Below are 26,558 nucleotides of genomic sequence, written 5' to 3' on the forward strand. Positions count from 1 at the left end.
TTCTTGCGCAGGTTTCTTTCTTTCCAACTTACCCATCTGAGGCAGTATGGAACAGCTAGAAAACCATGCTACAGATTTCAGTCATGTCGTCCTCGGTGCCCTCGATGAGGTATTCAATGCCCTGGAAACTGACGCGACGCATTCGGCTGATGTCAGCGTAGTTACCCGTGCACTGGCCTGCTATATAGAGCAATTGCGCCGCATACGCGCGGCAGCCAGCGCTGCCGACATGCCAGGCCTGCACTGGGTCTGTGCGCTGATAGAACGTAACCTGATCAGCCTGTATAACCAGAACCGCAAACTCACTGAAGCAGAATATTATCTGCTCAGTGAGTGGCCTGATCTACTGGCCAGCCACGCTCTTAATCATGGCGATAAAAATATAGAAACCCTGATCGAGCATTTATCCACAGCCAGTTGGCCCCTCCCTTTGAGTCATGTCGATACTGGTGAATTGCGGCAGTTATTGAATAGTGACCCGCTGACACCGGTAGATGAAGTCGAAGATGCTCCCGCCCTGTTTTTAGTACCTGCTGCAACACCTGCCTTTGCAGAAGCTGCTGCACCGGCAGAGACAGTGGAACCAGAAGCTGTCAGCAATCCAGAGCAATCGTTCGATTTGCATGATGCGCTCGATGCTCTGGTCATGACCCTGGCTGCCGATGAACACTTTGGCCTGGGCGGTGAAACAGATGCCGTGACCCTGCAATCCTATGCTGCGCAGTTGCAGGCATTTTCTGCCAGTGCGGCGCAATTATCCATGCACGCAATGGCCGATGCCTGCCTGGCCTTTGCTGATGCCATCGTGCATAGATCAACAGCGCCCCGCGCACTGAGTGAAGCAGAGCTGGGTATATTGCAAGGTTTCCCCCTGATGCTGATGGACAGCATCGCCGATGCCGAAAACCCTGAATTGGTAGCAGGTTTGCTGGATGCTGCTTATGACCCCGTGTGGAATACGGCAGAGGAAGAGCTGACAGCAGAAGTTGAAATATCGGAGGCAGTTAAACAAATTACTGAAACAAGCACTGAAACAAGCGAAGACACTGGCGCAACATATACCGAAACGGAGCAAAATGAAGAGGTTTTGAATGGCCCTGTCATGCAAGAAATCAGCAAAGACATGCTGGCCTTGTTCGCCAAGGAATTTGGTTTGATGGCTGATATGCTGGGTGCCGATCTGGCTGCTGTTGTCGCTGCTGGTGATGATACTGATCAGCGTCATCTCGCACTGCAAAACTATGTCGAAGCCTTGTTGCGCATCGCAGACACTTCAGAATCCATAGGGCTGACGGCACTACACAAATTCTTGTCCGTGCTCGCTGATCTGGTTGCAGCACAAACCGCAGGTCTGGATGAGCAACTAGTCAACCTGCTCAGTGATTTGCCTGTCAAGCTGGTAAGCTATTTGAGCAATCCTGCAGAAGAGGTGCCAGCGCTGGAGTTGCTGGCCTTGCTGATGGACCCGGCCTGGCCACAAATTACCCAAATGGATGGCAATGAATCTCTGTTTGCTGACCTCATCAATGTGTCTCTGATAGAGGAACATCATGATGAAGATGAAGCGGTAATTGCAATCACAGAAGATGATGTCTCCATACAATTGCCCGACGATTTGAATACCGAATTATTCGATGGCCTCTTGCAGGAATTGCCTATACAGGTAGGCAGCTTTACCAGCGCCATAGAAAAATTTTCCAGCGGTGCTGGCAATATGCAGGATGTGGAACAGGCCAAGCGTGCAGCCCACACCCTCAAAGGTGCTGCCAATACTGTGGGTATCGCCGGTATTGCCAACCTCACCCATCATCTGGAAGACTTGCTGATTGCTCTTAGTAACAAGCAAAGCCTGCCCGATCAGGCTTTGGCAGAATTGTTGACTGAAGCAGGTGATTGCCTCGAAGCCATGAGCGAAGCTGTGGTCGATGGCGGCACTGCCCCGGCGCAGTCGCAACAAGTCTTGCAGCAAGTCTGCGACTATGTCAGGTATATGAATAGTGGCGAATTTGTCGTGCACAATGAGCCTGTTCCTCCAGCTCATTCAGCGCTGTCAATTGCAGCAAGCTCAGCACAGCCAGCCGGTGTGGTACTTGATCTGGTAGAGCCTGGTTCGCACGCTGCAGAACCCATGTTGCGTGTACCAGCGAAAGTGGTGGATGAACTGCTGCGCCTTGCAGGTGAAAATGTTATCTCGAATGCGCAAATCCAGGAGCAATTGAAGCAGACGCAAAAACAATCAAAAGCCATACAAAAGCACGACGTGCTGTTCCAGAAACTCATCGCCGACCTGGAAACCCTGGTCGACGTGCGTGGCATGAGCAGCCCGCAGAAAAAAGCCAGTGTCAGCTCTGCCAATGATGACTTTGATCCGCTGGAATTTGAACGCTATAGCGAACTGCACACCATCACGGCGCAATTGGTGGAGGCACGCACTGATGCCTTTGAAATGTCCAACCATATTGACGAGCAATTGCATGGCCTGGCCGAGTTGCTGGAAGTACAGCGCCGCCTGCAAATGGAAAACCAGCATGCCGTCATACGCACGCGTCTGGTGCCAGTGACGACCATAGTCTCACGCCTGCAACGCAGTGTACGCCAGACTTGCCGCCTGCTGGATAAGCAGGTCAACCTCAACATACTCGGCGCAAATACTAATATCGATAGCAATATGCTCAATGATCTGACCGATCCATTAATGCATATCCTGCGCAATGCAGTTGACCACGGTATAGAGGCAGTAAGCAGCAGGCTGGGTGCCAATAAACCTGCAGATGGTCATATAGAACTGAGCTTTGCCCGTGAAGGTAATTCCATCGTCGTGCGTTGCAAGGACGACGGTGCTGGCCTCGATTATGCGGCGATACGCCGTACCGCCTTGAAACGCAAGATGATCAGTGCTGAGCGTATCTTGTCTGAAGAAGAACTGGCCAGGCTGATCCTGGTGCCAGGTTTTTCTACCCGCGATAGCAGCACCCAGACTTCTGGCCGTGGCATAGGCATGGACATGGTGCATGCACGCATACTGGAAATGAAAGGTTCGCTGAATTTGCGCTCAGTCGCTGGTCAGGGACTGGTGGTGGAATTACGCCTGCCAGCCAGCCTCTTGTCCGAGCATACGCTGATGGCGCGTGTCGCCGGCCATATGATGGCAATCTCCAGCCGCCGCATTATCGACATCCATTACATCACCGATACACAAATCGACATGCTGGCTGACCAGCCTGTCTATCGCGTAGGCGATGCCGTCCATAAATTGCTGAAGCTGGATAGCTTGCTGGGCATGCAAGACCATCGCAAGGAAGCGCGCAGCTATGGCTACCCGGTCTTGCTGGTCAGCACCGATACTGGCGCGACCTGTGCAATACAAGTGCAGGAACTGGTCGATGGCCGCGAAGTCGTGGTCAAGAAATTTGGCCGCTACGTACCAAGAATTCAGGGCACCATAGGTGCGGTTATTCTGGGTGATGGCAGTGTCGCACCGGTGATTGATTTACCGGAATTATTGCGTGCATCTACCCAGCAGTATATCAATGTGGACAATGCCCATGCTGGCTTGCCAGCGCAGACAGGCTTGCAGGCCGCACATGTGCGCACCGCGCTGGTGGTTGATGATTCATTGTCAGCCCGCCGCGCCACTGCACAAATCATGCGCGATGCCGGTTATGAAGTACGCACTGCAATTGATGGCCTGGATGCAGTTGCCATTCTCGATGAAGTGGTGCCTGATGTGATTTTGGTGGACATGGAAATGCCGCGCATGAATGGCCTGGAACTGACCAGTCATGTGCGCGCCCGCAAGCTCGACAAGCGCATTCCCATCATCATGATTACTTCACGCTCTACCCAAAAACACAGACAGCAGGGCGATGCTGCCGGGGTGGATGCCTACCTCGTCAAACCCTTTAGCGAAGATGCCTTGCTGCAGCATATCAACCGTCTGACAGGAGCCTGATCATGGGAGCGATGATGCCGGGGATGAGAACCGAAGTGCGCAACCGCCTGCTGTTGCGCATCGATGATATGCAACTCATGCTGCCGCAGGGAGATATTTGCGCAGTAGAGTCAGTAGCAGATATACAAAGCCAGGATGCAGTCGCGCCAGCAGTTGGTCGCATCGCTTATCTGGGTCAATGCTGGCCAGTGCTGAGTTTGAATGGCGAATTGCAGACGCTGGGCAGCATACCGTCAGCACGCCGCGCCTGCGTCATGCTGGCGACCGGCGAGGGCTTTCTTGGCTTGCTGTGTGATGATGTCAGGGTACTCAATCAGCAGTCCGGCGCTGACTATGCCTTGCCCGTCGCCATGCGTACCGCCAATACCCCCATACAGGCAGTCATGCCATTTGAAAACGGTCTGGCCTGCATCAGTGATACCAGGTATTTATTGCAATATGCTGGGTTTGCACAACTGACATCTGCTCACCAGGAGATACAACATGCCTAGCGCAAATGCCTGGTTACTCGATGTAGGTGATGGCAGGCAAGTCGCCATAGGCCAGCGTGAACTGATACAAATCATGGATGCGCAAGACAGCTTTGAAGTGCCGCTGGCACCTGCGCATATGCGGGAAATCATTTTCTGGCAAAAACGTGCTGTACCCGTCATGCAATTACCGGTGCGCCTCGGGGGCAGGGCTTGCACTGGCAATATTCTTGCTTTGGTGGCCTTCCATGATGCAGCCAGCAATACCGCAGGACTGGGTGCCATCCATCTGGCCGCACCACCTGTGCGTGTGCAGGTTGATGATAATCAAGCCAGCAGCCTGGATGAAGCAGGTTGGGAAGACATGGCGATTTCCTGTTTCGAACAACAGGGACAAAGCATACCTGTGCTGGATTTGAGTCGTGTGTTTGCTGCTGTGCATTGAGCTATAAAGCGTTCAACCATATCGCTCTGTCTTGTTGAGCAAGTTTACTTGGAAGATGTGTGCTGGTTTTGCTGTGTGTGAGCAAAAGTCTCACATGAGAGAAGGCTTGGGTCAGCTAAGCTCCGGCCAGCGCAAGCGTAACCGGAGTGCTCTAATTTTCTGCAGATATCAGCTTGTGATGCGACGCTAGCCGTATCGTAACAAGCTGGAGTTCCCTGACCAGGGGATTGCCGTCTAGTCAGGGATTACCTTTAATACTTCATTGAAGATTAATCGCTTCAATGCGATTATCACCTTTGATATACAAAACACCGCGATCGGAGATTGCGAGTGAACCACCGAAAGGATGTTCCCAAACGACTTGGCGGGTTTTGATGTCAATAGCGAGCGTGTTATTGCTGGAGCTGATAAACACCAGATTATCCGTCACCACCATGTTTTTATAGGTGCGTGACACATTATCTGAGGACAGCGCACTCGCCATCCATACCAGGCTACCATTTTGTGCTGAGCGTGCCTCAAGCACCGTACCATTGGCATTGAGGACATAGACGACATCCTTGGCATAGGCAGGGGCACCATAGATACTTCCGGTGATACTCCAGGCGAGGGTTTGCTTGCCAAGATCAAAAGCCTGCAATCCATTGCCAGCCACAAAGGCCATATTTTTTTCTGACAGAACAGGCGTCAATCCACCATAGCCTGACCAGGAAAAATTTGGATTCTTGATTGTGTAAGCGACCTTGCCATCGGCCTTGCTGACCGCGTGCAAACTACCGGCCAGATAGGTGTAGGCGAAACTGGCGTCAACCGCAGGCGACCAGGTATCGTATTGAGGCAGACCAATTCCCCATGATATTTTTTGATCGCTGATACTGTATTTACTCATGCCGCCATAATATCCACTCTCGGTAAAGACCTCATTGCCATACACGGTAGGAGCAAGGTAGGTTTCCCATTGTGAAGTCATGGCAATCTTGTTAAGCAAATTACCGTTGTTTTGATCAAATACCCAGAAAAACGTATCGGCATGTCCTGTTGAAGTCACGAATACTTTGCCTGACCCAGCTGCGGGTGGGTTAGCTTTAGAAAGTGTTCCCATCGACGTTTTCCACTGAACTTGGCCACTGTTTTCGTTCAGCGCGGTCAGTTCATAGGCACCGCTTGGGTAATTGGCACTAGTCTTGTTGATGAAAACCACACCATTTTCTATACTGATATCAGACAGGTAACCGCCACCAGCAGGTGTCCAGTTCCAGCGTCTTAAGAAATTGCTGGGGTAGAAACTCGCCGGTACATAATTACTGTGTGCCGCATTACCCCCGAATGTGCTCCAGCTGCTAACTTGAGGCAAGGATTTCAAAGGGGTTAAATTAGTGTTCGGGCGTACCGTAATTTTTAACGGGATTTGACGTGGTGATCCGTTGAATGGCCATTTGCAATCGACAGGATCATCGGCACAGGTACGTACTTCCAGTGTGCTGGTATAAACGCCTGCCTTCAAAGCCGGACTTGTTTCCAAAGTCGCTATGGTTTTGGTATTTGATACTTTATTGGTACTTTTTAATGTTGAATTACGTGCTGAGTCGTAAATGCCAAGATTAACAGGTTTGCCTATGTCTGCCGGAGACTCAGCAGAAATGCTGAACTGCCTGGTTTCACCTTCGTAATAAGTAAAATCAAGTACAGAAGGCGTGCTATTTATGTTTAAGCTAATCCCGGCTGCTTTTGATTTGAGGGTGAATTTATAAGGAACTATCCAGGGTGAACCGGCCAGAGGCTGGCTGCAATAATTTGGGTCGTCGACGCAGAGCCTGACCTCAAACTGGCCAGTGTAAGTCCCAGGCAACAGGTTAGGTTTGACCAAAAAGTCAGCGCTATATTCCTGATTGGGCTTGTACTGGAAGCCCATGCTGGATGAGGAATAAGTCAGCTTGTCCTTATCGATAATAGCGATATTGAACGATGCAGGCAGGTCCTGGCCAGGTTTGGCGCTGATCCTGACAGGCAGGCTGTCGCCTTCATTGGCTGTTAAATCAATGTTTGCTGGCGTTACGCTGACACGCTGAGTCGCCTCTGTCTTTGATTTAACAGTGATTTTATAGGGCAGGGTCCAGGGTGAGCCTGGAAATGGCGTGTTGCAGACTTTAGGATCATCTTCACAAAGACGTACCTGAATATTCGAGCTATATACACCGGGTTTTAGTGCCGGATTACTATTGAGCGTGACTCTGTATTGCATTTGCGTAATGGCAGAGACACTGGTGTAAGGTGTTATCACACCCACGTTGTCAACGATCGCGATATTGAAGTTTTTAGCAAATGTCTTCGTTGCCGTACCTACGACATTCACGGGCAAACTCTCGCCTTCATAGACAGTGATATCGACTTGTGCGGGATTAAAAGTGAGCCAGTCCCCGGCAGGATTATTATTGCTTACAGTATTTGATGTACCGTTGCTGCTGACGTTGCCAGGTGCACTGCTGCCACCTCCGCCGCCACATGCCGATAGCAAGATTGCACAAAACAATGTGCAAGAAACTTGTTTAAGTAATTTCATTGAATAGCTATTTTTAAAATTTTGAAATGTCATTGTTCACTAAGAACATCACAAGCGAATGACAAAGCTGAATGATTTGAGGTAAATATTCAGGATTTTGGTGCCTGGAATATAAGCACGCGATGATCCATGATAAATAATGACTGGTCAAGTAAATGCAGCACAAATCCGGTCTCAAGGAATTGTCCAAAAACGCTTGAACAAGCAAGAATGCAGGTAGAAATACGGGGGAGGTTCAGGCTTTTTTATGTTGAGAGTAAAATGCTGTCATACCCTACCTTTACTGTTGCCCTAAGGAAAAATAAAATGAATGCAACATTGCCCAAGCAAGTCAAAATTGTTGAAGTCGGTCCGCGTGATGGCTTGCAAAATGAAAAAGAAAGCATCCCTGCAGAAGTCAAGATAGAGTTGGTGAATCGCCTGACCGCAGCCGGCTTTGTCAATATTGAGGCAGCCTCCTTTGTCTCGCCCAAGTGGGTGCCGCAAATGGCAACCTCAGCTGAAGTCATGGCAGGCATTACGCGCAAGCCTGGTGTCATTTATTCTGTATTAACGCCCAATATGAAGGGCTTTGAAGCCGCGCTGGCTGCCGGTGCTGATGAAGTGGTGATTTTCAGTTCAGCCTCGGAAGCCTTTGCACAAAAAAATATCAATTGCTCGATTGCTGAATCAATAGAACGCTTCCGTGAAGTGGCTGAAGCTGCAAAACAAAACAAGATACGTTTGCGTGGCAGCATCTCCTGCGCTTTTGGTTGCCCTTACCAGGGTGAAGTTGCGGTTGATAGCGTTTCTGATGTAGTACAGCGTTTGCGTGACCTTGCTTGCGATGAAATCGACATTGCTGACACCATAGGCGTGGGCACTGCCAGACAAGTGCAAAATGTCATGCAGCGCGTGGCGCAGGATTTTCCTATTACGGCTTTGTCAGGTCACTTCCATGATACCTATGGTCAGGCCCTGGCGAATATTTATGCCAGCCTGGAAGTCGGTATTTCCATCTTCCATTCATCCGTTGCCGGTCTTGGTGGCTGCCCGTATGCCAAAGGTGCAACCGGCAATGTATCGACGGAAGACGTACTCTTCCTCATGCAGGGCCTGGGCATACAGACTGGTATAGATTTGAATGCCGTAGTGGATGCAGGACAATTCATTTCTGCGCATCTGGGCCGCAAGGCAGTCAGTCGTGCGGGCAATGCACTGGCGGCAAAACGTCTGGCTTGATCATTGGAATTTGGTCAGGTAAAAGAAATGGGCGACAGGCTTTGACCTTTCGCCCATTTTTGCTATAACTAAGCAGGAGGCTTTGCATCCTGTTCTTGCCTCGCATCTACAATTTTAACGCGGCCTCCTGAGATTTTTTACAGGAGGCCATCATGCGCCGTCGTCTTTATTTCATGCTTCCCACTATTCCTGCGGCCAGAGCCATGCTCGATGAGTTATTGCTGGCACGCATAGAGGAGAGGTATATCCATTTCCTGGCAAAAGACAGTTTGCCCAATGATATGCCGGAAGCCAATTTTTTCCAGAAAACCGATCTCATCCATGGCATGGAGCTGGGTATGGTGGTGGGTGCGGCCACCGGTTTATTGGCAGGTAGCTTGCTGCTCATTTTCCCGCCTGAAGGTCTGGAAATGCGCACCATCGCCTTGCTGGTTGCTGCATTTGGTGGAGCGGTATTTGGCTCCTGGGTATCAGGTATGGCCGCTGCTGCCATTCCCAATTCGCGCCTGAAAGCTTTTGAAAAAGAAATTGAAGCCGGGCAAGTTTTACTCATTGTTGATGTGCCGCTTGGCAAAGTCAAACAGACTGAAGAAATGATGGCCAGCAGGCATCCAGGTTTTCGTTATGGCGGGGTGGAGCCGCACATACCGGCGTTTCCTTGAGGCATGATTGCTGAATCAGCTTTATTGTACTCTTCAGGGTAAAACTTCCACACCCCGCCAGAAAGCAATAAAACCGGCTATCTGTTTTGCTGCCTCCTTAGGGCTTGGATAAGTCCAGGCGGCATCGGCGTTGGTTTCACCATTGACGACGATGTCGTAATAACTGGCCGTGCCCTTCCATGGGCAGAGGGTATGTTTTTCGCTTTCGCGCAGGTATTCCTGGTTGACCCGGTTGATGGGGAAATAAATATTGCCCTCAAGGGTTTCAATTTCAGTTGCTGTGGCCTGGGCCAGCAGGGCACCTTTCCAGTGGGCTGTGGGCATATATGCTCCTAATCTTCTTGTGCCAGTGAACGTGCCAGACGCAGGCCCGTCAGTTGCCAGCGCGCTGTTGCCGGGAAAAAATTGCGGTATGTGATGCGGCTATGGCCTGTCGGGGTAAAGGCAGAAGAACCGCGCAAGACATACTGGTTGACCATGAATTTGCCATTGTATTCACCGACTGCACCTGCTGCGGCGACAAAGCCGGGGTAGGGGCTGTAACTGCTGCTGGTCCATTGCCAGCCATGATCAAATAACTGGCTGAGCTGGCCTTCTATCTCATGTTGTTGCGCCGCATACTCCCATTCTGCTTCAGTAGGCAGGCGTGCCCCTGCCCAGCTGGCAAAGGCGCTGGCCTCGAAATAAGAGATATGTCCAAGCGCCTGCTGTGGATTCAGAGGCAGCAGGCCATACAGGCCAAATTCCTGCCAGCCTTGCTGGAAATCATAGCGCCAGTACAGTGGATGACGCAGGTCTTGCTGCTGTATCCAGTCCCAGCCCTCAGCCAGCCACAGGGCTGGGTTTTGATAGCCGCCATCTTCTATGAATTCCAGATATTCTGCATTGCTGATCAGACGGGTTGCCAACTGAAAAGCTTCGAGGAACTGCCGGTGGCGCGGCCCTTCATTATCAAAGGAAAAGCCCTGGCCTTGATGTCCGATTTCACACAGGCAGGCATCATAGTTTTGCCAACTCAGGTTTTGCGAAACCGGCAGTGGTTTGCGCATCTCGCTGACGGGATACAGCGCAGGAAATATGGGGTTGCACGACAGCAGATGTTTAATGTCCGTCAGCATCAATTCCTGATGCTGCTGTTCATGCTGCATGCCCAGTTCCAGCAGAGAGACAAAGCGGGCATCATTGAGCTGGTCCTGGCATTGCAATATGCGTTCATCGACATTGCGACGGTAGGCCAGCACGGTGTCCAGTGATGGCCTCGTCAGCAAGCCACGCTGCGGGCGCGGGTGCTTGTCACCGACACCGTTGTAATAGGAATTGAAGAGTACCCTGAAGTCAGTATGAAAAGCCTGGAAGCCGGTTTCAAACTGTTCAAGGATAAAGGTCTCGAAAAACCATGTCGTATGCGCCAGATGCCATTTGATGGGGCTGGCATCCGGCATGGACTGTGCCATGCAATCTTCAGCAGATAGCGGCGCAGCAATAGCAACTGAGCGCAGCCGGATTGCTTGCCAGCGTTCAACTATGCCTGTTGCTTGCAAGGTTTGCTCCTGCTCTGTCTGAGGATCAGACAGCTTTGGCATGAATAACGGCGAACCATTCATTTTTGTCCGTCCAGTGACAGCTATGGGAAAAACCAGCATCGGCCAATAAGGCATTAAAACCCTGTATGCTGTATTTATAGCTGTTTTCTGTGTGTATGTGTTCACCCTTGATAAAATTTCTTTGCCCGCCGGGCCAGCTGACCTGGATATCTTCCCTGGCGCGCAAATGCATTTCTATGCGGGATTTTTCTGTATTGAAAAAAGCCTCGTGTTGCCATTGCCTGACATCAAAGTCAGCGTGCAATAAATGATTGATGTGACGTAACAGATTCAGGTTGAAAGCCGCGGTGACCCCGAGACTGTCATCATAGGCCGCATCCAGCAAGGCCTTGTCCTTGATCAGGTCTACGCCTATCAGTATGCCGCCGGTACGGTCACAGGCTGCGCGTAAATGACACAGGAATGCCAACGCTTCTTCCGGTTCAAAATTGCCTATCGATGAGCCTGGGTAAAAGAACAGACGCTGGTCGCGTCTTACTTCTGCAGGCAGCTTCCAGTCTTGTGCCAGGTCCAGCCCCAGCGCCGTCATCTCTATATGTGGGAAACGCTGTTGCAAGCGACGCACCGCATCCTGTAGATGACTGACAGAAATATCGATGGGCACATACTGGTCAGGATGCAGTACCGGAAACAGCCGCGCTGCCTTGGCGCAATTACCAGCACCCAGGTCTATCAGGCTGCCACCTGCACCTATGCTTTGTGCCATGTCGGCCATATGCCGGGTGAAAATTTCTGATTCTGTGCGGGTGGGATAATATTCTGGAAGTACGCAAATGGCTTCAAACAGGACCGAGCCTACCGCATCATAAAAATATTTTGGCGAGGTATAGGCTGCATCGGCGAGCAGGCCGTTTTCCAGCTCGCGGATGATGTGTGGTGGCGTGCTGCGTGTGTTGGTGACACTGTTGGCCGTGTTAGCCAGGCTATTGGATTCGGGCATGGTTTTAGGGCTAAGAAATTCAATCGGCAGGCCATTGTGGTTCTGGTCTGTGCTTGATACTTAATACGGCCTTTCCTTCAGCCCGCCTTTATGCGGAGCTTGCCTGTGAGTCTGGTGGACTCTGGTGTGGCACAGTGTACAACGTATTTTTTAAAAAATCTTGGAGCGGGATTTGCTCGGGTGGTTTTCCTACAAACTGCGGTAATCTCGGTAACGTTATCTCTTCGAACTATTGCCAACAGTCCACCCAGTTCACCGGACTGACGCTCCAGACCGATTTTTACCTGGCACTAACGTCCATTACTGAAATCTGATTTAACGTCATTCCACCGGGCTGGCGCTCCAGCGTGTTTTTGGCTGGAATCCAGCGGCGTTCGTTGCATACTTTTGCAGCTTCTAATATCAGATTCGTATTGTGCAAGTCTTTGTTTCCCAAATACCTTCACAAGTTATTTGCGATTGCAGGCCGGTGGTAGACCGGCGGCTACCCACCTTTTTGTCTCGCCAAAAAAGGTGGGCCAAAAAGGCGACCCAGGCGTCGTCGCCCCCTGAAGGGGGTGCCCGTTTGTGCAGTACAAAAAATGGGAAGGCCCGAAACTCGCCTGCGGCTCAAACAGCGGTCCTTCTTTTTCCATTTTCTGTACCGCACAAACGGCGTCGACACATGGGAACTGCTAAAGTCAAAAACAACACCAAGATCAAAAGCAAAAGCAACGTCAATACGACCTGAGTCCATATTTTTGAAAACCAATTGATTTTGTTCAGGTATCCATCAACTCAAAATGAAACACCTTGCTCACAATCTGCCACCTGCCATCCAGTTTCACCAGTGTTAAAAAATCAGTAAAGAACTTATTCGCAATCGCGCATTCGACACGGGCGAAGGCGGTTACCGGGCCGGCGATTTCCAGGGAGACGATGCGGTCGCGGCGCTTCTCGTTTTTGCTGGCGGGGGAGGGGCGTTTGTCGACGACGGGGAAGTATTGCTGCATATCGAGGTGCAGTAAATGACCTTCGGTGGCGCAGTAATAGTGGGCTTCGGGGTGGAATACCCTGGCCAGTATGCTGGTGTCACTATGGTGTATACCATCGAAATACTGGTTCAGCATGGCGATGATGTCGGGGTAAGCGGTGTCCATTTCTGCCTTTCTAAACGTGAATACGGTAGCTGGCTGTGAGCTACCGTATCGTCTGCCGTTTTATGATTTCTTGTTGGGGATGGTATCAGGCGGCCAATCCTTCTGCTTTCAGCGCGGCCTGTACATGCGGCCTGGCCTTGACGCTGGCGAGGAAGTTTTGCAGGTGGGCAAAATCGCTGATATCCAGGTTCACGTGTTTGCTCCAGCCGCTGACGGTGAACAGATAAGCGTCGGCGACGGTGAAGGTATCACCGGTCAGGTAAGTGCGGCCTTCGAGGCGGCTGTTGACCCAGGCGAATTTTTTGCGCAAGAGTTCTGCGACACGCGTCTTGCCTTCCGCGGGCATGTCAGCATCAAACAGCGGGGCGAAGGATTTGTGCAATTCTGAACTGATGTAGTTTTGCCATTCGAGCACACGGTAACGTGGCAAGCCTGATGCTGGCAGTAAATCGCGGTTTTCAGCGCTTTCGGCGATGTACTGGGCAATGATGGAACCCTCGGTCAGTATCTCGCCATTATCAAGTTCTACAGTGGGGACCTGACCTTTGGGATTGATGCTGTAGAAGTCCAGGCCATCGGCAGTTTTGTGAACATAGGTATCGACTTTTTGCAGGTTGAAGTTGAGCCCGGCTTCACGCAGGATGATGTGTGGAGACAAAGAGCAGGCACCAGGGGAGAAATAGAGTTTCATGATTTTGGGCTTTCGTTAAAGGTTGACTGGCGGCACTGCCATGATGAGCAGGGCGTGACGGCATACTATGCCAAACGAGAAAGTTGATAAACTAGGTAAAAGTTACTTTATAAATTACATGGTGTAATGTGAATCGACAATTTCCGGATGTATTGCTGGGTAGCATAGAATTGTTTTGCATGGCCGCTGAGCTGGAAAGCTTCAAGGACGCGGCAAATGCAGCGGGGCTGACGCCAGCCGCTGTCAGCCGCTCGATAGCCAGACTGGAAGAGCGCATAGGCGTGCGCCTGTTTGTGCGTACCACGCGACAATTGCGTCTGACAGAAGCCGGGCGTGCCTATTTTGTACAATGCCGTCAGGCACTGAACCAGCTTGTCGAAGCTGAGCGTGAGGTGTCTGGCCAGCAAATGCAACCGGCGGGTCTGGTACGTATCAGCATGCCTACACCTTATGGACATTACCGGGTATTGCCCTTGCTGGCAAAATTCCGTCAGATGTATCCACTGGTCAAACTGGATTTGCAACTCAGTAACCGCAATGTTGATCTGACCGCAGACGGTTTTGACCTGGTCATACGTGGCCGCAACCCGCCAGATTCCGGCATGATCGCGCGTCGCCTCGAAGACACTGAGATCGTGGTCTGCGCCGCGCCAGAATACCTGCAACGCTTTGGCGTGCCAACAAAACTCGAAGACCTGGACAGGCATGAATGCCTGCAATTTGTCTTACCCAGTGCCGGGCAAAACATCGTCTGGATATTCAGGCGTGATGGTGAAGATATAGACTGGCCGACCAAAGGTGGCCTGACCTGTTCAGAAGATTTGCTGGGCATTATCACCCTTGCCAGGCACGGTGCGGGCCTGCTGCAGGCTTCGCGCTTCATGGTGGAGGAAGATCTGCGCTCTGGTCGTATGGTCGAGGTATTGCAGGAATTCAAAGGGCGCACGCGGCCATTTTCCTTACTGTATCCGCGTGACCGTCACCTGGCTTTGCGGGTCAGGGTATTGATCGATTTTCTGATTGCGGAACTGGCGCAGGTATAGCTTTTATTTCAGCACTTGCTGGATGATCCAGCCTGCATCATCCAGCGGCAAATCATGACCTGCCGTGGGATGCAGTTGTAACGGGCAATGCCATAGCTGTGCCAGTTTGCGTGAACAGTCTGCATTGACCAGTTTGTCATGCTCACCCGCCAGCAAAAGCAGCGGCACTTTGCCTGAATAAGGCGGTGCACGAAAGCGCATGGCGGCCAGCAGTTGCCGCAGGATATTGCCAAGGCTGATAGGGCTTTCCTGCGCATACGCAGTCCAGCGCGTGATGATTTCCTTGGCTTGCTCTGTAGTTTGCAAATTGCTGGTGATGCGCAGGATGAGTCGCTCGCGCTGCATGCCTGAGCCAAATAGCATGGTGGTAACCAGGGCGGGATAATTTACCGGCCTTAGCCTGTGAAAAAATGGATTATGTGGTGCCACACTGGTATTGATCAGCACCATGCGCTGCATATCATCGGGGTATTGATTGGCCCAGGCCAGTGCCACCATCGCTCCTAGTGATACCGCCAGCACCTGCACAGATTCTGCTACCCCATGCGCCTGCAATTGCCGGTGGCAATGCTCTGCCATCGCCGCTACTGTAGTCAGGCTATGCTCAGCATGCAATTGCCCGTTGCCGGGAAAATCCAGGCACAGCACACGGTCAGCCCCGGTTGCCTGCTGGAAGCGTGCAGGAAAATCTCCCCAGTGCCGACTCTCGCGCATGAGGCCGCGCAATAATACCCAGGTCGTCATGGCCGGTACCAGCGGGCTACGGCACGTTCCTGCAAACGCAGACGGGTAGGGCCTTGTGCCAGCCATTGCGCATGGCCACAAGTTGCCCGCATCAGAAAGTCCAGCCAGGAATTATGCCTGCGCAAGACACGGTGCAGTCGGTGTTCTGCCACCGGGTTGAACATGCCATGACGTGAGAATAACTGGCGTGGGTTTTTCTTGACCCATAGCCACGAACCCATTTCCAGTGTCAACGGTAAAAAGGTTTTGCTGCTGTCCTGCTGAGCCTGCAAATACAGATAATCCCAGACATCACCATGGGTGCGGTATTGCAGGCTTTGCGGCTCAAACAGATAAGAATGATTGGGATGGGTTTGCTGGAACAATTCTTCCAGCGCAAGTATGTCGGCCAGATGATCGATGGGGTGCACACTATGCGCATGCGGAAACCAGACGCGGTCACGCAAGCCAAAACCGGAATGGCAATCTATCGCCATGCTGAAGGGACGTGACAATAATTCCTGTTGTACAGTGCGGCACAAGGCCAGATTTTCTGCTTCCATCTCTACACCAGCCGGGCCGCGATACCAGGGCAGGCGCGGGCTATAACGATGACCACCAAGCAGAAAAGGTACTTTATCATTGGCTTCCACGGGTGCATTGCGCATCAGGTCAACACCGCTGGGATTGCAGCGCGTTGCCTGCCACATGCCACCCGGATTAATCAAGGGCATGAAGACCAGCCGCACATCCTGCAGCATGTGTTGCAGGCTCTTGTCCCAGGATAGTCGTGTCAGCAGGCCGCGCATGAAAGTCAGCAAGACTTGTGTGCCTATGCGTTCCAGCCCATGTATGCCACCAAAAAAACCTATCGCTGGCAGGCTGGTATCGGGATTGCCGAGCGCCAGTTTATACACCGGGAATTGTCTGTTTTTGGTGCTGACTTCGCACAAGACATCCACCTCCAGCTGTCCGCGGCCAAGGGCAATGATGCGTTCGAGTTCATTCAGTTCAGGCAGGGCAGACATGGCGCGTGCGTAAAAGTTAACCATGCCATGCTAGAGGAGCTATAGGCAGAATGCAAGAAGCACGCAGCCTTTGGCGTGAATTGCCCAATTATGACCAACAGATGACAGATTTTGCTGGCAATCCTCAAGCTTCCAGCATCGGAGCATGGCTCACCGTATTTTTTCTTGCAGCCCCTGGAGAAATACCAAGCACACGTTTGAATGCCCGGCTGAATGCCGCCTCGGAATCATAGCCCAGCTGGCTTGCCAGCACGGCGACCGGGACTCTGGATTCACGCAATTGTGTCAGTGCTGTCTGCATTTTCCAGTGCATGGCGTACTGCATGACAGGTTCACCAACCAGTTGGGTGAAGCGTGCAGAAAAGGCCGAACGTGACATCGCCACGGCACTGGCCAGGTCCGCCACCGTCCAGCTGCGTCCGGGTTCGCGATGTATCATGGCAATCGCCCGGCCAATTTGCTTGTCGCGTAATGCACCCAGCCAGCCGGTCTGTGCTGCCGGATCACGTGCAATCCAGGCGCGTATGGTTTGTATGACGAGGATGTCTGCCAGCCGCGTGATCACTGTTTCCCCGCCCGCATTCAATTGCTGTGCTTCGGCAGCAATGAAACGCAGCGTGCTTTGTATCCATTCCATCTCTGAAGATTTCCAGCTATCGATGTGGATAAGTTTGGGCAGCAAGCGTATCAGTTGCTGCGCTGCCGGATGATCAAAATGCACCAGGGCGCAAATCATGCTGGTGCTAGCACCACCTTCACCATGACTGATGGTTTCATAAGAGTTACTGATGGATCGGCGTGGCATGTCGAACAGCCTGATGGCTGGCACACCCGGTGCACTCGCCAGTACATGCCCGGCACCATGCGGCACCAGTGCCAGGTCACCTGGCTTGAGCAGGCAAGAATGATTACCGTCTACTTCCAGCAAACACTCACCTGCCGTAACGGCGTGGAACATCAGGCAATCCTTGAAGGCAGGCAGTTCCATTGCCCAGGGGGCTGTAAGTTCAGAACGACAGTAAAAGCTTCCACTCATGCGCAAAAAATGCAGGGCTTCACCGACAGGGTCATCTTTGACTGGGAGATTTATCATGGTTCCAGTATATGGCAAACGAGGACATTCACTCATTCAGCTGGACGAATGAGCATGAAAGCGAGACGTTCAGACATAGTCTGTATTGCATGCCCGCCGGATAATAGCATCATCGTCACCAGCCAGTGTGACACCAACCTGGAGGAGCACTTGATGTCCACGCAAGCCATACTTGTCATTGGTAGTACCGGGAAAACAGGACAGCGGGTAGCAGCGCGTCTGGCTGAACGCAATCTGCCGCTGCGCCTGGGGTCGCGGTCCGGCGCTACGCCATTCGACTGGTCTGATCGCAGCACCTGGAGTGCGGCACTTCAGGGTGTCAGGGCGGCATATGTCAGCTTTTATCCCGATCTGGCTGTTCCGGGTGCGCCAGAAGCGATACAGGCATTCACTGATCTGGCAGCCAGTCTTGGTGTACGCCGCCTGGTCTTGCTGTCTGGCCGGGGTGAGCCAGAAGCACAACAGTGCGAAGATATAGTGCGTCATTCTGGTCTCGAATGGACAATATTACGCGCCAGCTGGTTCGCACAGAATTTCAGTGAAGGGCATTTTCTGGAACCTGTACTTGCTGGTGTAGTAGCTTTACCTGTTACTGATGTTGCTGAACCATTTCTTGATGTTGATGATATTGCCGATGTCGCCGCTGCGGCATTGACTGAAGACCGTCATATAGATCAGCTTTATGAATTAACCGGGCCACGCTTGTGGACCTTCAGACAAGCAATTAGCGAGATTGCTCATGCTACCGGGCGGAAGATAGATTTCATATCAGTTTCTAGTGCCGACTACACCAGTGCGCTGGAACAGGCGCAGCTGGATAGGGATACGATAAAACTCATCAACTACCTTTTCTCCGAGGTACTTGATGGCCGCAATACATCGCTGGCTGATGGTGTGAGCCGGGCATTGGGGCGGCCAGCGCGTGAATTTGCTGACTATGTGCGCACCACGGCGCAGAGCGGCATCTGGAACGACAGATCGCAAGCATGAACCACAATCATAAAAATGAACAGCATGATTAATTCCCTCGTATTCGTCTCCGCCCTTGGCGGCGGGCTGATGGCAGGCTTCTTTTTTGCCTTCTCTGTACTGGTGATGAAAGCACTAAGTGCCTTGTCGCCAGCCCAGGGTATTTCGGCCATGCAATCGATCAATATCGTTGTCATCAATCCCTGGTTCATGACGCCCTTTCTGGGCATGGCAGTGTTAAGCGGGGTTTTGATCACCATGGTAATCTTTCGTTGGCAAGAAACTAACTCCGCTTATGTCTTTGCCGGAGGACTATTGTATTTGCTGGGTACGCTGGGCGTGACCATAGCCTTTAACGTGCCACGCAACGAGGCACTGGCTGCAGTTGTGCCAGACAGCACAGAAGCTGCCAGGCTGTGGGCCGGTTATCTGACCGAATGGACGCGCTGGAATCACGTGCGCACCATCGCGGCGCTGGCCAGCTCCGTTGCCCTGACGATAGCCTTGCTGAAGAGATGCTGATATTTGAATTATGCAAGATCCAGAACACGCATTTGGAGAACACATGATCGTTGAATACATACGCTACAAACTCACTGGAAGCCCGGCACAATCCGGGGGAAATATTGCAGCTGCTGCTGCGGTTGCTGCGGTTGCTTTCGAAGCCGCCTATCAAACTGCCGCCTCATCACTCAAGGCTTCACCAAACTGCCTGGGCTATGAACTCTCCCGCTGTGTCGAAGAGCAAGACCGCTACATCCTGCGCATAGAGTGGGATTCGATAGACGGTCACCTGACAGGTTTCCGGCGCGGGCCGGAGTTTGCCAGTTTTCTTGCTGCCATCAAGCCTTATATCAATCAAATTGAGGAAATGCAGCACTATGCGCTGACCTCAGTCGTCTTATCAAAGGACAAGCGAGGTATGTTATGACAATTCAAAATGTTCCCAGCTTATACGACTGGGTCGGTGGCATTGAGACGTTGAACCGGCTGACCACTCGTTTCTATTTGCACGTCAAGGCTGATGCATTGCTAGGCCCTGTCTTCGCGCATATGGGGGCAGATCATCCGGCGCACGTTGCCGTATTTCTTGGTGAAGTGCTCGGTGGACCAGCGGCTTACTCAGAGCAATACGGCGGCCATCCGCATATGGTCAAGCAACATCTCAATCGTCACCTGACACAAGAACAGCGTAGACGCTGGGTAGGCTTGTTACTGGAGACGGCTGATGAACTGGGCATGCCTGACGATCCAGAATTTCGCTCCGCGCTGGTTGGCTATCTGGAATGGGGCTCACGGCTGGCAGTCATCAATTCACAAGCGGGTGCTTCGGTGGATGAAAATGCATCCATGCCAAAGTGGGGCTGGGGTGAAGTGAAAGGCCCATACATAATACCCAAGGAGTAATGATGAAGAAGCACGCAATACAATGCAAATGCGGTACTTTGCGCGGCCAGCTTGAAGGACGGGGAGTCCACAACAGACTCATTTGCTATTGCAAGGATTGTCGCGCCTTTGCGCATTTTCTTGGTAAAGCTGATGAAATTCTTGATAAGCAAGGTGGCACTGAGATTGTACAAGTGGCACAGCCACGCCTGCATTTCTCGCAAGGTGAGGATCAACTCGCCGCCGTGCGTCTCAGTGAAACAGGCATGCTTCGCTGGTATGCAGCATGCTGCAACAGTCCCATAGGTAACACGGTGGCTGATCATAAAGTGTCATTCATAGGACTGATTCATGTGGCGCTGGATCGAAGCAGGATGGATCAGGATTTTGGAACAAACATCGCCCTGGTGAGTACTGACTCAGCACTGGGTGACCCAAAGCCAGTGCAGCGTGGCCTGCCAGGTGTCATTGCGCGATTTATGTGGATACTTGCGACGACACGCATCAGCGGTCGCTACAAAAATTCTGAGCTGTTCAGTACGACAGGTGAGCCACGCGTCATCCCCTTGGTACTTGATGACAGCAATAGGCCACAGCAATAAGCCGCAACATTAAGCACAACGTCGCCGATTCACTACTGGTAAAAAAATCTCAATATCATGAATAATTATTTCGAGACTTCATCCATGCATTCCGGTATATCAAGCAATATTGTCCTTGCGATGACTTTGATAGCCTCCCTCACTCTGACTGCTTGTGGTGGTGGAGATGAAAGCAGAGTTCCGGCGGCGGCACCGCTTGCATCAGCCGCACCAATCACACCAGTCGCACCAGCCACTATCACTGTGCCCCCGGCACCCCACAGCCTGGTGGTCCTGCCAGCCAGTGGCACGATCACTCACGGCATGCAGTTGACACCGGAGATGGTAGGGCCTGCCGGGATTGCCATCAGCAGTTTCGCAGATGTTCCCGGCGGTACTTTTTCTGGTACACCACTTAATGGCTGGAGTGATCATGCCCGCGTCGTTGGTCCCGGTGTTGAAGTCATTGATGGTTATAGTTTTCCAGCCGGTACGGTGGTGCTGCAGGGCGTGAACCTGAGTAGCGAGGTGGTAGTTAATTCCGGCTGGCTGGTGCTGCGCGGCAGCAAGGGCAGCCTGCTGCTGAACCATCCCAAAGGCAGCAAGGATGGCGGCGCAGCACTGTACAGCGAACTCAGTGCTTTTAATACCGTCGGTGCCAAGGATGGACGGCAGCCCGCATTGAGTATCTGCCATCGTTGTTACTTTCCGCACAGTGGCCTGGAAAATATCTACAGCAACAATGTCATCATCAGCGAATCCTGGATTGCGGTTGACCCGGGCAATACAGGTGACCACGTAGATGGCATCCAGACCTGGGGCGGACAATCCGGGCTCAACATTTCCCGCAATCGCCTGCAATGGAATGGCGAGCAGAATGGTACGCAGTCTGGCCTGATCGCCATGTATTCCGACGGTGCGCAGAATGCTTCTACTGGCTATAACAAGATCGTGATCGAGAACAACTACATTGTGATAGGCAAAGGGGGAGGGATAGGCTTGCACGCGCCCATGAACGTGCCAACCATGAACATGAAGGTTTCCGGCAATCGATGGGCATGGGTAGATGGATACGATCCCGACTATACTCCAGCCATCTACCGCGGCCCCAAATTTGCGAATTACCGCAAGAACGGCAACTGCTGGTCAGATAACCGCTGGAGCGATGGTGAGCATGCCAACAAGTTCCTGCTGCCGGACAATAGCACCGGCATTACTGACAAATACAACACGGGTTGCTGAGCTGTTTCGGGAACTTTTGATCTTTGCGCATATCTTTACATAGAGCCCGCATGTGAATGAAGGTATATCATTCATATACTTACTGTGCACTGATCAATAGGAGTTTTGTTTTGTCTAATAATTTGCATCCCATTGCAGAAGATGATGAGGTCTATTGGTCAGATATCCGTGACCAGTACACCGTCTCAACAGAATTTATCAACCTGGAAAATGGCTATTTCGGCGTGCAGGCACGACCTGTGTTTGAGGCATTCCAGCGCTATCAGGCTCAGGTGAATGCTGAGACTTCGTATTTTTTGCGTGTGCGCTATGCACCGCTGTTTGTACAAGTCATGCAGGCGCTCAAGGATTTTTGTGGTGTGGATGAAGGTGAGCTGGTACTGACGCGCAATCTCATTGAGGGCATGAATATCCTGCTGCAGGGATATCCTTTGCAGGCGGGTGATGAAGTCGTGCTCGCCACGCATGATTACGATATCGTGATTGATACCCTGCTCATGCTGGAGCAGCGCAAGCAGATACAACTGCGGCATCTGCAATTGCCACTGGACCCAGTCAGTGATGAAGATATTGTAGCCACGTATGAACAGGCGATTACACCTAAAACCAAACTGATACTGGTCACTCACATCGTGCACAGGACAGGGCAGATCATGCCGGTCGCCAAAATTACGGCCATGGCCAAAAGGCATGGGGTGGATGTCATGGTGGACGCTGCGCATTCCTTTGCCCACCTCAACTATCGCATGACTGAACTGGGGGCAGATTTTGTCGCAGTGAACTTGCACAAATGGCTGGGTGTGCCGCTGGGTGTGGGCCTGCTGTATATACGCAAGAGTCGGGTGGTTGATATCGCCCCTCTGTTTGGCAATGCCAGGTTTGCCGACAATGAGATTTTCAAATTCACGCAAGTCGGCACAGTGCCGCCAGCGAATGTGCTGACCGTGCTGGATGCGCTCAAATTCCATGAATCCATAGGCTCTGCCAACAAGGAAGCACGTCTGCGTTACCTGACGCAATACTGGGTAAACCAGGTGCGTGATTTACCAGATGTGCGCATTTTTACTCCGACTGACCCGCAACGCTCTTGCGCGATTGCTGGTTTTGGCATCGCGGGCAATTCTGGCCATGCCATCGTTGACTATCTCATGCGCGAGCATAAGATATTCACCGTCACCCGGGAACTGGATGGCCAGGACATCGTCAGGGTAACGCCGCATCTGTATACCAGTCTGGATGACCTCGACAAGCTGGTAGCCGCGATCAGGCAACTGACACAAGCCTGATCTCGGCGGGACGTGGTCGCAAGGAGTAATAGAAATAATTTCCAGTTTACAGGACTTCAATATCCTATATAATGGAAATTATGGATATCAATACGATTATTGCCCGCAGGGTGCGCGAATTGCGCGATCAACAAAAGCTGTCGCTCGATGCGCTGGCCAAGCGCAGTGGTGTCAGCCGTTCCAATATTTCCCTCATAGAGCGGGGTGAGAGCAGCCCCACGGCGGCAGCGCTAGACAAGCTGGCCGTGGGCCTGGGTGTGACGCTGGCTTCCCTGTTTGAAGACAGCACACCTGCTGCCGTGGCCTCGCCCGTATCGCGCCAAGCTGAGCAGGTGTGCTGGACCGATCCTGCCTCCGGCTATATGCGCCGCAATCTTTCACCTGCCTTGCCTTCAGCCCTGCAACTGGTGGAAGTGACATTTCCGGCTGGCCAGACGGTGCGCTATGACAGCTTTCACCGCGATGTGGATATACAGCAGCAAGTCTGGATACTGGAGGGCGAGATGCGCCTGCATGTCGGCGAGCAAACCTGGGATTTGGGTGCCGGCGATTGTCTTGCCATGGCGCTGGATAAGCCGATAACTTTCCATAATCCTGGAAAAGTCGCGGCACGCTATCTGGTTGCGCTATGCAAGTAGCGACTTCATTCTGTTTTCAATTCACGGAGTAAATCATGTCTGAGCAAGTCCACATCCAGATTCTCGATGCAGCAGAAGCGCAGGCCAGCGTAGCAGCACTGGCTGATGTATTGATCGATTGCGTCGCTGGTGGTGCATCTGTCAGCTTCATGTGGCCATTGCCTCGTGAGCGCGCCCTGCAATTCTGGCAGGGCGTAGCTGATGGCATAGCGCGCAAGGAGCGTATCTTGCTGGTCGCCAGGGATGACAGCAGCGATATTATAGGCACGGTACAATTGATCACGGCCATGCCAGACAACCAGCCACACCGGGCTGATATTGCCAAGATGCTGGTACACAGGAAGGCCAGGCGTCGCGGTATTGCACAAGCCCTGATGGCTGCGGTTGAACAAGCTGCCATAGCTGAGGGCAAGACGGTACTGGTGCTGGATACGGTCACTGGCGGCGCTGCCGAAGGCCTGTATGAACGCGCAGGCTGGCAGAAAGTGGGTGTAGTACCTAATTACGCTCTCATGCCTGACGGCGAATTTTGCGGGACAACTTTCTTTCATAAGCAGCTATAACAGATATAGCAAATATAACGGAGCAGGTAGCCATGCGCATTGCAGTGATTTCAGATATACACGGTAATCTGGCCGCACTGGAAGCAGTAGCTGCCGATCTGGTTTTGCGTGGTGTTGATCAGGTAGTCAATCTGGGCGACAGTCTGTCTGGCCCCTTGCTGCCAAAGGAGACAGCAGATTTCCTGATGGCGCAAGCGGGCTGGGTACATCTGGCAGGCAATCATGAACGTCAGATTCTGGAATTGAATGAACGCTCGGGTGCTGGCGATGCGTATGCACACCAGCAAATCACGGCAGAACAAAAAACATGGATAGCCAGCCTGATGCCCGTGCTGCAATTGAATGCAGAAGTTTTGCTCTGCCATGGCACACCAGCCAGTGACACCACTACCTTGCTGCAGGTGGCAGACAGAAATGCCACGACGCAGGAAATACAGGAAAGACTGGGACAGCAAACTGCCAGTGTAATCGCTTGCGGTCATAGCCATGTGGCACGCAGTGTGCGGACCGCGGCAGGGCAGCTTATCCTTAATCCCGGCAGTGTCGGCCACCCGGCCTATGAATATGATTACCCTTACCAGCACAAGATAGAATCTGGCTCACCGGATGCGCGTTATGCCATCCTGGAAAAGATGCAGCATGGCTGGACAGCCAGCCTGATCAATGTCCCCTATGCCTGGCAACACATGGCAGAACTGGCGGCCTTGCGTGGACGTGCAGACTGGGTCAGTGCCTTAAGTAGTGGATACATGAACGGATAAATATGACTAAGCAAGATACAGCCCTGATCATCATCGACATGCAGCGTGGCATGGCTGATCCCAAATCTGGTCGCAGGAATAATCCGGCTGCAGAAGCAAACATACACCAGTTGTTGCTGGCATGGCGTGCGGCAGGCAGGCCAATTGTCCATGTGCGCCACATGTCGCGCTCACCAACATCGGTATTCTGGCCAGGGCAGGCAGGCAATGAATTTCAAGAGAATTTGCTGCCATTGGCCAGTGAGCATGTGGTCGAAAAAAATGTGACTGATGCCTTTGTCAATACGGGTCTGGAACGCTGGCTGCATGTGCGTGGTATCAAAGATCTGGTAATCGTCGGTGTCAGCACCAATATGTCGGTCGAAGCCACAGCCCGTAGCGCGGGCAATCTCGGCTTTGCTACCACAGTGGTAGCAGACGCCTGCTTCAGTTTTGACAGGCTGGATTTGCATGGCAAAGCACAGACGGCAGAAGAGGTGCATATCAACGCACTCAGCAATTTACGGGGTGAATATGCGACGATAGTTGATACTGCGAGTTTGCTGAACTAAAGATTTTTTCCCGCCACATGGCGGTAATTTCATCAAAAGATTACCGCATCAAAGACCTACCCTGAACGCCAAAAATTTCATAGAATGCCCATCAAGCCGCGCGGGTTTGCGGATTCATTTTTATTCAATGGGAAATCATCATGGCCATGGATGTCATAGACTATAAAATTTTTGGCGACGACATGCAATTCGTCGAAGTGGAACTCGACCCTGGTGAGGCTGCCATAGGTGAAGCCGGCACCATGTTTTACATGGAAGATAATATTCAGATGGAAACCATTTTTGGTGATGGCTCGGCCAGCCAAAGTGGCATCCTCGGTAAATTGCTGGGCGCAGGCAAACGTCTGGTGACTGGTGAATCCCTGTTCACTACCGTCTTCATGAATGAAGGCTCGGGTAAGAGAAAAGTCGCCTTTGGTGCGGCCTATCCTGGCAAAATCATCCCCATGCATCTGGACCAGCTGGGTGGCACGTTACTGTGCCAGAAAGACGCTTTTCTTTGTGCGGCCAAGGGCGTGTCTCTGGGGATTGCCTTTCAAAAACGTCTGGGTGCGGGTTTCTTTGGTGGCGAAGGTTTTATCCTGCAAAAACTCGAAGGTGATGGCCTGGCGTTTGTCCATGCCGGTGGCGCTATCATAGAGAAGACTTTGAATCCCGGCCAAACCCTGCGTGTCGATAGTGGCTGCGTGGTGGCTTTCACGCAGGAAGTGGATTTTGACATCAAGTTTGTTGGTGGCGTCAAAACCGCCCTGTTTGGTGGAGAAGGCATGTTCTTCGCGCATCTGCGCGGGCCGGGTAAAGTCTGGCTGCAATCTCTGCCTCTGGCACGTCTGGCCAACCGCATTGTTGGCGCATCGACCATGGGTGGTAATAAAGGCGGCGAGCAAGGCTCGGTACTGGGTAGCCTGGGTAATTTGTTCGAAGAAAAATAAACGGATATTTCTTAAAAACAGAGGGCTGTCCATGTCAGACATGGACAGCCCTCTGTACTTTTTAATGCCGCAAAATTT

General features: G+C 52.0%; 27 protein-coding genes. 18 read left to right on the plus strand and 9 right to left on the minus strand.

Annotation, left to right across the window (positions count from 1 at the left end; genetic code table 11):
* Positions 1-46: 46 nt before the first annotated feature.
* From DFR42_RS23675 to DFR42_RS23685, 3 genes are read left to right on the plus strand one after another with little or no spacing between them, the layout of a single operon-like run.
* Positions 47-3,952, plus strand: coding sequence for a hybrid sensor histidine kinase/response regulator (locus tag DFR42_RS23675; protein WP_110257531.1), 3,906 nt, complete (start codon positions 47-49; stop codon positions 3,950-3,952).
* 2 nt (positions 3,953-3,954) lie between these two features.
* Positions 3,955-4,443 (plus strand): hypothetical protein, encoded by a 489-nt coding sequence (locus DFR42_RS23680; protein ID WP_146218953.1) that lies wholly within the window; start codon positions 3,955-3,957, stop codon positions 4,441-4,443.
* On the plus strand, positions 4,436-4,867 hold the full coding sequence (locus tag DFR42_RS23685) for a chemotaxis protein CheW (protein ID WP_110257533.1): 432 nt from the start codon (positions 4,436-4,438) through the stop codon (positions 4,865-4,867). Before DFR42_RS23680 ends, DFR42_RS23685 begins: the two co-directional genes overlap by 8 nt.
* Positions 4,868-5,126: 259 nt before the next feature.
* On the opposite strand, the gene DFR42_RS23690 is transcribed toward DFR42_RS23685, so the two are convergent.
* A complete protein-coding gene (locus DFR42_RS23690; RefSeq protein ID WP_110257534.1) occupies positions 5,127-7,427 on the minus strand; it encodes an outer membrane protein assembly factor BamB family protein in 2,301 nt (766 codons plus the stop codon).
* Between the two features lie 306 nt (positions 7,428-7,733).
* Here DFR42_RS23690 and DFR42_RS23695 point away from each other — a divergent pair, with 306 nt between their 5' ends.
* Both DFR42_RS23695 and DFR42_RS23700 read left to right on the plus strand, forming a co-directional pair.
* Complete coding sequence (locus DFR42_RS23695; RefSeq protein ID WP_110257535.1) at positions 7,734-8,648, plus strand: hydroxymethylglutaryl-CoA lyase; 915 nt, start codon at positions 7,734-7,736, stop codon at positions 8,646-8,648.
* Between the two features lie 152 nt (positions 8,649-8,800).
* A complete protein-coding gene (locus DFR42_RS23700; RefSeq protein WP_245937062.1) occupies positions 8,801-9,310 on the plus strand; it encodes a DUF1269 domain-containing protein in 510 nt (169 codons plus the stop codon).
* A 33-nt stretch (positions 9,311-9,343) separates the two neighbouring features.
* Here DFR42_RS23700 and DFR42_RS23705 read toward each other — a convergent pair whose 3' ends face one another.
* The 5 genes from DFR42_RS23705 to gstA form a co-directional block, all read right to left on the minus strand.
* On the minus strand, positions 9,344-9,634 hold the full coding sequence (locus tag DFR42_RS23705; RefSeq protein WP_110257536.1) for a DUF427 domain-containing protein: 291 nt from the start codon (positions 9,632-9,634) through the stop codon (positions 9,344-9,346).
* An 8-nt stretch (positions 9,635-9,642) separates the two neighbouring features.
* Complete coding sequence (gene egtB, locus DFR42_RS23710; RefSeq protein ID WP_211324403.1) at positions 9,643-10,893, minus strand: ergothioneine biosynthesis protein EgtB; 1,251 nt, start codon at positions 10,891-10,893, stop codon at positions 9,643-9,645.
* Positions 10,877-11,854 carry an L-histidine N(alpha)-methyltransferase gene (gene egtD / locus DFR42_RS23715; RefSeq protein ID WP_110257538.1) on the minus strand — a complete coding sequence of 326 codons (978 nt, stop codon included), beginning with the start codon at positions 11,852-11,854 and terminating at the stop codon, positions 10,877-10,879. Before egtD ends, egtB begins: the two co-directional genes overlap by 17 nt.
* A gap of 761 nt (positions 11,855-12,615) precedes the next feature.
* Positions 12,616-12,993, minus strand: a complete 378-nt coding sequence (locus DFR42_RS23720; RefSeq protein WP_110257539.1) for a nuclear transport factor 2 family protein — start codon at positions 12,991-12,993, stop codon at positions 12,616-12,618.
* Between the two features lie 85 nt (positions 12,994-13,078).
* The gene (gstA, locus tag DFR42_RS23725; RefSeq protein WP_110257540.1) at positions 13,079-13,684 is read right to left on the minus strand and encodes a glutathione transferase GstA; all 606 of its coding nucleotides are present in this window, start codon (positions 13,682-13,684) and stop codon (positions 13,079-13,081) included.
* Between the two features lie 128 nt (positions 13,685-13,812).
* Between gstA and DFR42_RS23730 the strand changes: the two genes are divergently transcribed.
* Positions 13,813-14,727: a LysR family transcriptional regulator gene (locus DFR42_RS23730; protein ID WP_110257541.1), complete on the plus strand. Its 915-nt coding sequence runs from the start codon at positions 13,813-13,815 to the stop codon at positions 14,725-14,727.
* 3 nt (positions 14,728-14,730) lie between these two features.
* Here DFR42_RS23730 and DFR42_RS23735 read toward each other — a convergent pair whose 3' ends face one another.
* The 3 genes from DFR42_RS23735 to DFR42_RS23745 form a co-directional block, all read right to left on the minus strand.
* The gene (locus DFR42_RS23735; protein WP_110257542.1) at positions 14,731-15,471 is read right to left on the minus strand and encodes an alpha/beta fold hydrolase; all 741 of its coding nucleotides are present in this window, start codon (positions 15,469-15,471) and stop codon (positions 14,731-14,733) included.
* Complete coding sequence (locus DFR42_RS23740; protein WP_245937063.1) at positions 15,468-16,502, minus strand: M14 family zinc carboxypeptidase; 1,035 nt, start codon at positions 16,500-16,502, stop codon at positions 15,468-15,470. Before DFR42_RS23740 ends, DFR42_RS23735 begins: the two co-directional genes overlap by 4 nt.
* Before the next feature lie 100 nt (positions 16,503-16,602).
* Positions 16,603-17,571 (minus strand): AraC family transcriptional regulator, encoded by a 969-nt coding sequence (locus DFR42_RS23745; protein ID WP_110257543.1) that lies wholly within the window; start codon positions 17,569-17,571, stop codon positions 16,603-16,605.
* Positions 17,572-17,724: 153 nt separating this feature from the next.
* Here DFR42_RS23745 and DFR42_RS23750 point away from each other — a divergent pair, with 153 nt between their 5' ends.
* The 12 genes from DFR42_RS23750 (at position 17,725) to DFR42_RS23800 (ending at position 26,480) form a co-directional block, all read left to right on the plus strand.
* Positions 17,725-18,561 carry an NAD(P)H-binding protein gene (locus DFR42_RS23750; RefSeq protein WP_110257637.1) on the plus strand — a complete coding sequence of 279 codons (837 nt, stop codon included), beginning with the start codon at positions 17,725-17,727 and terminating at the stop codon, positions 18,559-18,561.
* 24 nt (positions 18,562-18,585) lie between these two features.
* Positions 18,586-19,062 (plus strand): anthrone oxygenase family protein, encoded by a 477-nt coding sequence (locus DFR42_RS23755; protein WP_211324404.1) that lies wholly within the window; start codon positions 18,586-18,588, stop codon positions 19,060-19,062.
* Between the two features lie 43 nt (positions 19,063-19,105).
* Complete coding sequence (locus DFR42_RS29325) at positions 19,106-19,471, plus strand: antibiotic biosynthesis monooxygenase family protein (RefSeq protein ID WP_170133655.1); 366 nt, start codon at positions 19,106-19,108, stop codon at positions 19,469-19,471.
* A complete protein-coding gene (locus DFR42_RS29330; RefSeq protein WP_170133656.1) occupies positions 19,468-19,947 on the plus strand; it encodes a group II truncated hemoglobin in 480 nt (159 codons plus the stop codon). The genes DFR42_RS29325 and DFR42_RS29330 overlap by 4 nt, the downstream gene beginning before the upstream one ends.
* 2 nt (positions 19,948-19,949) lie before the next feature.
* The gene (locus tag DFR42_RS23765) at positions 19,950-20,528 is read left to right on the plus strand and encodes a DUF6151 family protein (RefSeq protein ID WP_211324405.1); all 579 of its coding nucleotides are present in this window, start codon (positions 19,950-19,952) and stop codon (positions 20,526-20,528) included.
* A 57-nt stretch (positions 20,529-20,585) separates the two neighbouring features.
* Positions 20,586-21,749, plus strand: coding sequence for a hypothetical protein (locus tag DFR42_RS23770; RefSeq protein ID WP_146218954.1), 1,164 nt, complete (start codon positions 20,586-20,588; stop codon positions 21,747-21,749).
* Between the two features lie 110 nt (positions 21,750-21,859).
* Entirely contained in the window at positions 21,860-23,035 is a 1,176-nt protein-coding gene (locus tag DFR42_RS23775) for an aminotransferase class V-fold PLP-dependent enzyme (RefSeq protein WP_170133657.1), read from the plus strand.
* 80 nt (positions 23,036-23,115) lie between these two features.
* On the plus strand, positions 23,116-23,673 hold the full coding sequence (locus DFR42_RS23780) for a helix-turn-helix domain-containing protein (protein WP_110257547.1): 558 nt from the start codon (positions 23,116-23,118) through the stop codon (positions 23,671-23,673).
* Positions 23,674-23,708: 35 nt separating this feature from the next.
* Positions 23,709-24,236: a GNAT family N-acetyltransferase gene (locus tag DFR42_RS23785; protein ID WP_110257548.1), complete on the plus strand. Its 528-nt coding sequence runs from the start codon at positions 23,709-23,711 to the stop codon at positions 24,234-24,236.
* 32 nt (positions 24,237-24,268) lie between these two features.
* Positions 24,269-24,997, plus strand: coding sequence for a metallophosphoesterase family protein (locus DFR42_RS23790; protein ID WP_110257549.1), 729 nt, complete (start codon positions 24,269-24,271; stop codon positions 24,995-24,997).
* 2 nt (positions 24,998-24,999) lie between these two features.
* The gene (locus tag DFR42_RS23795; RefSeq protein WP_110257550.1) at positions 25,000-25,548 is read left to right on the plus strand and encodes a cysteine hydrolase family protein; all 549 of its coding nucleotides are present in this window, start codon (positions 25,000-25,002) and stop codon (positions 25,546-25,548) included.
* Between the two features lie 140 nt (positions 25,549-25,688).
* Positions 25,689-26,480, plus strand: coding sequence for a TIGR00266 family protein (locus DFR42_RS23800; RefSeq protein ID WP_110257551.1), 792 nt, complete (start codon positions 25,689-25,691; stop codon positions 26,478-26,480).
* Positions 26,481-26,558 lie beyond the last annotated feature (78 nt).

The organism is Undibacterium pigrum (genome assembly GCF_003201815.1).
GTDB lineage: Bacteria > Pseudomonadota > Gammaproteobacteria > Burkholderiales > Burkholderiaceae_D > Undibacterium > Undibacterium pigrum.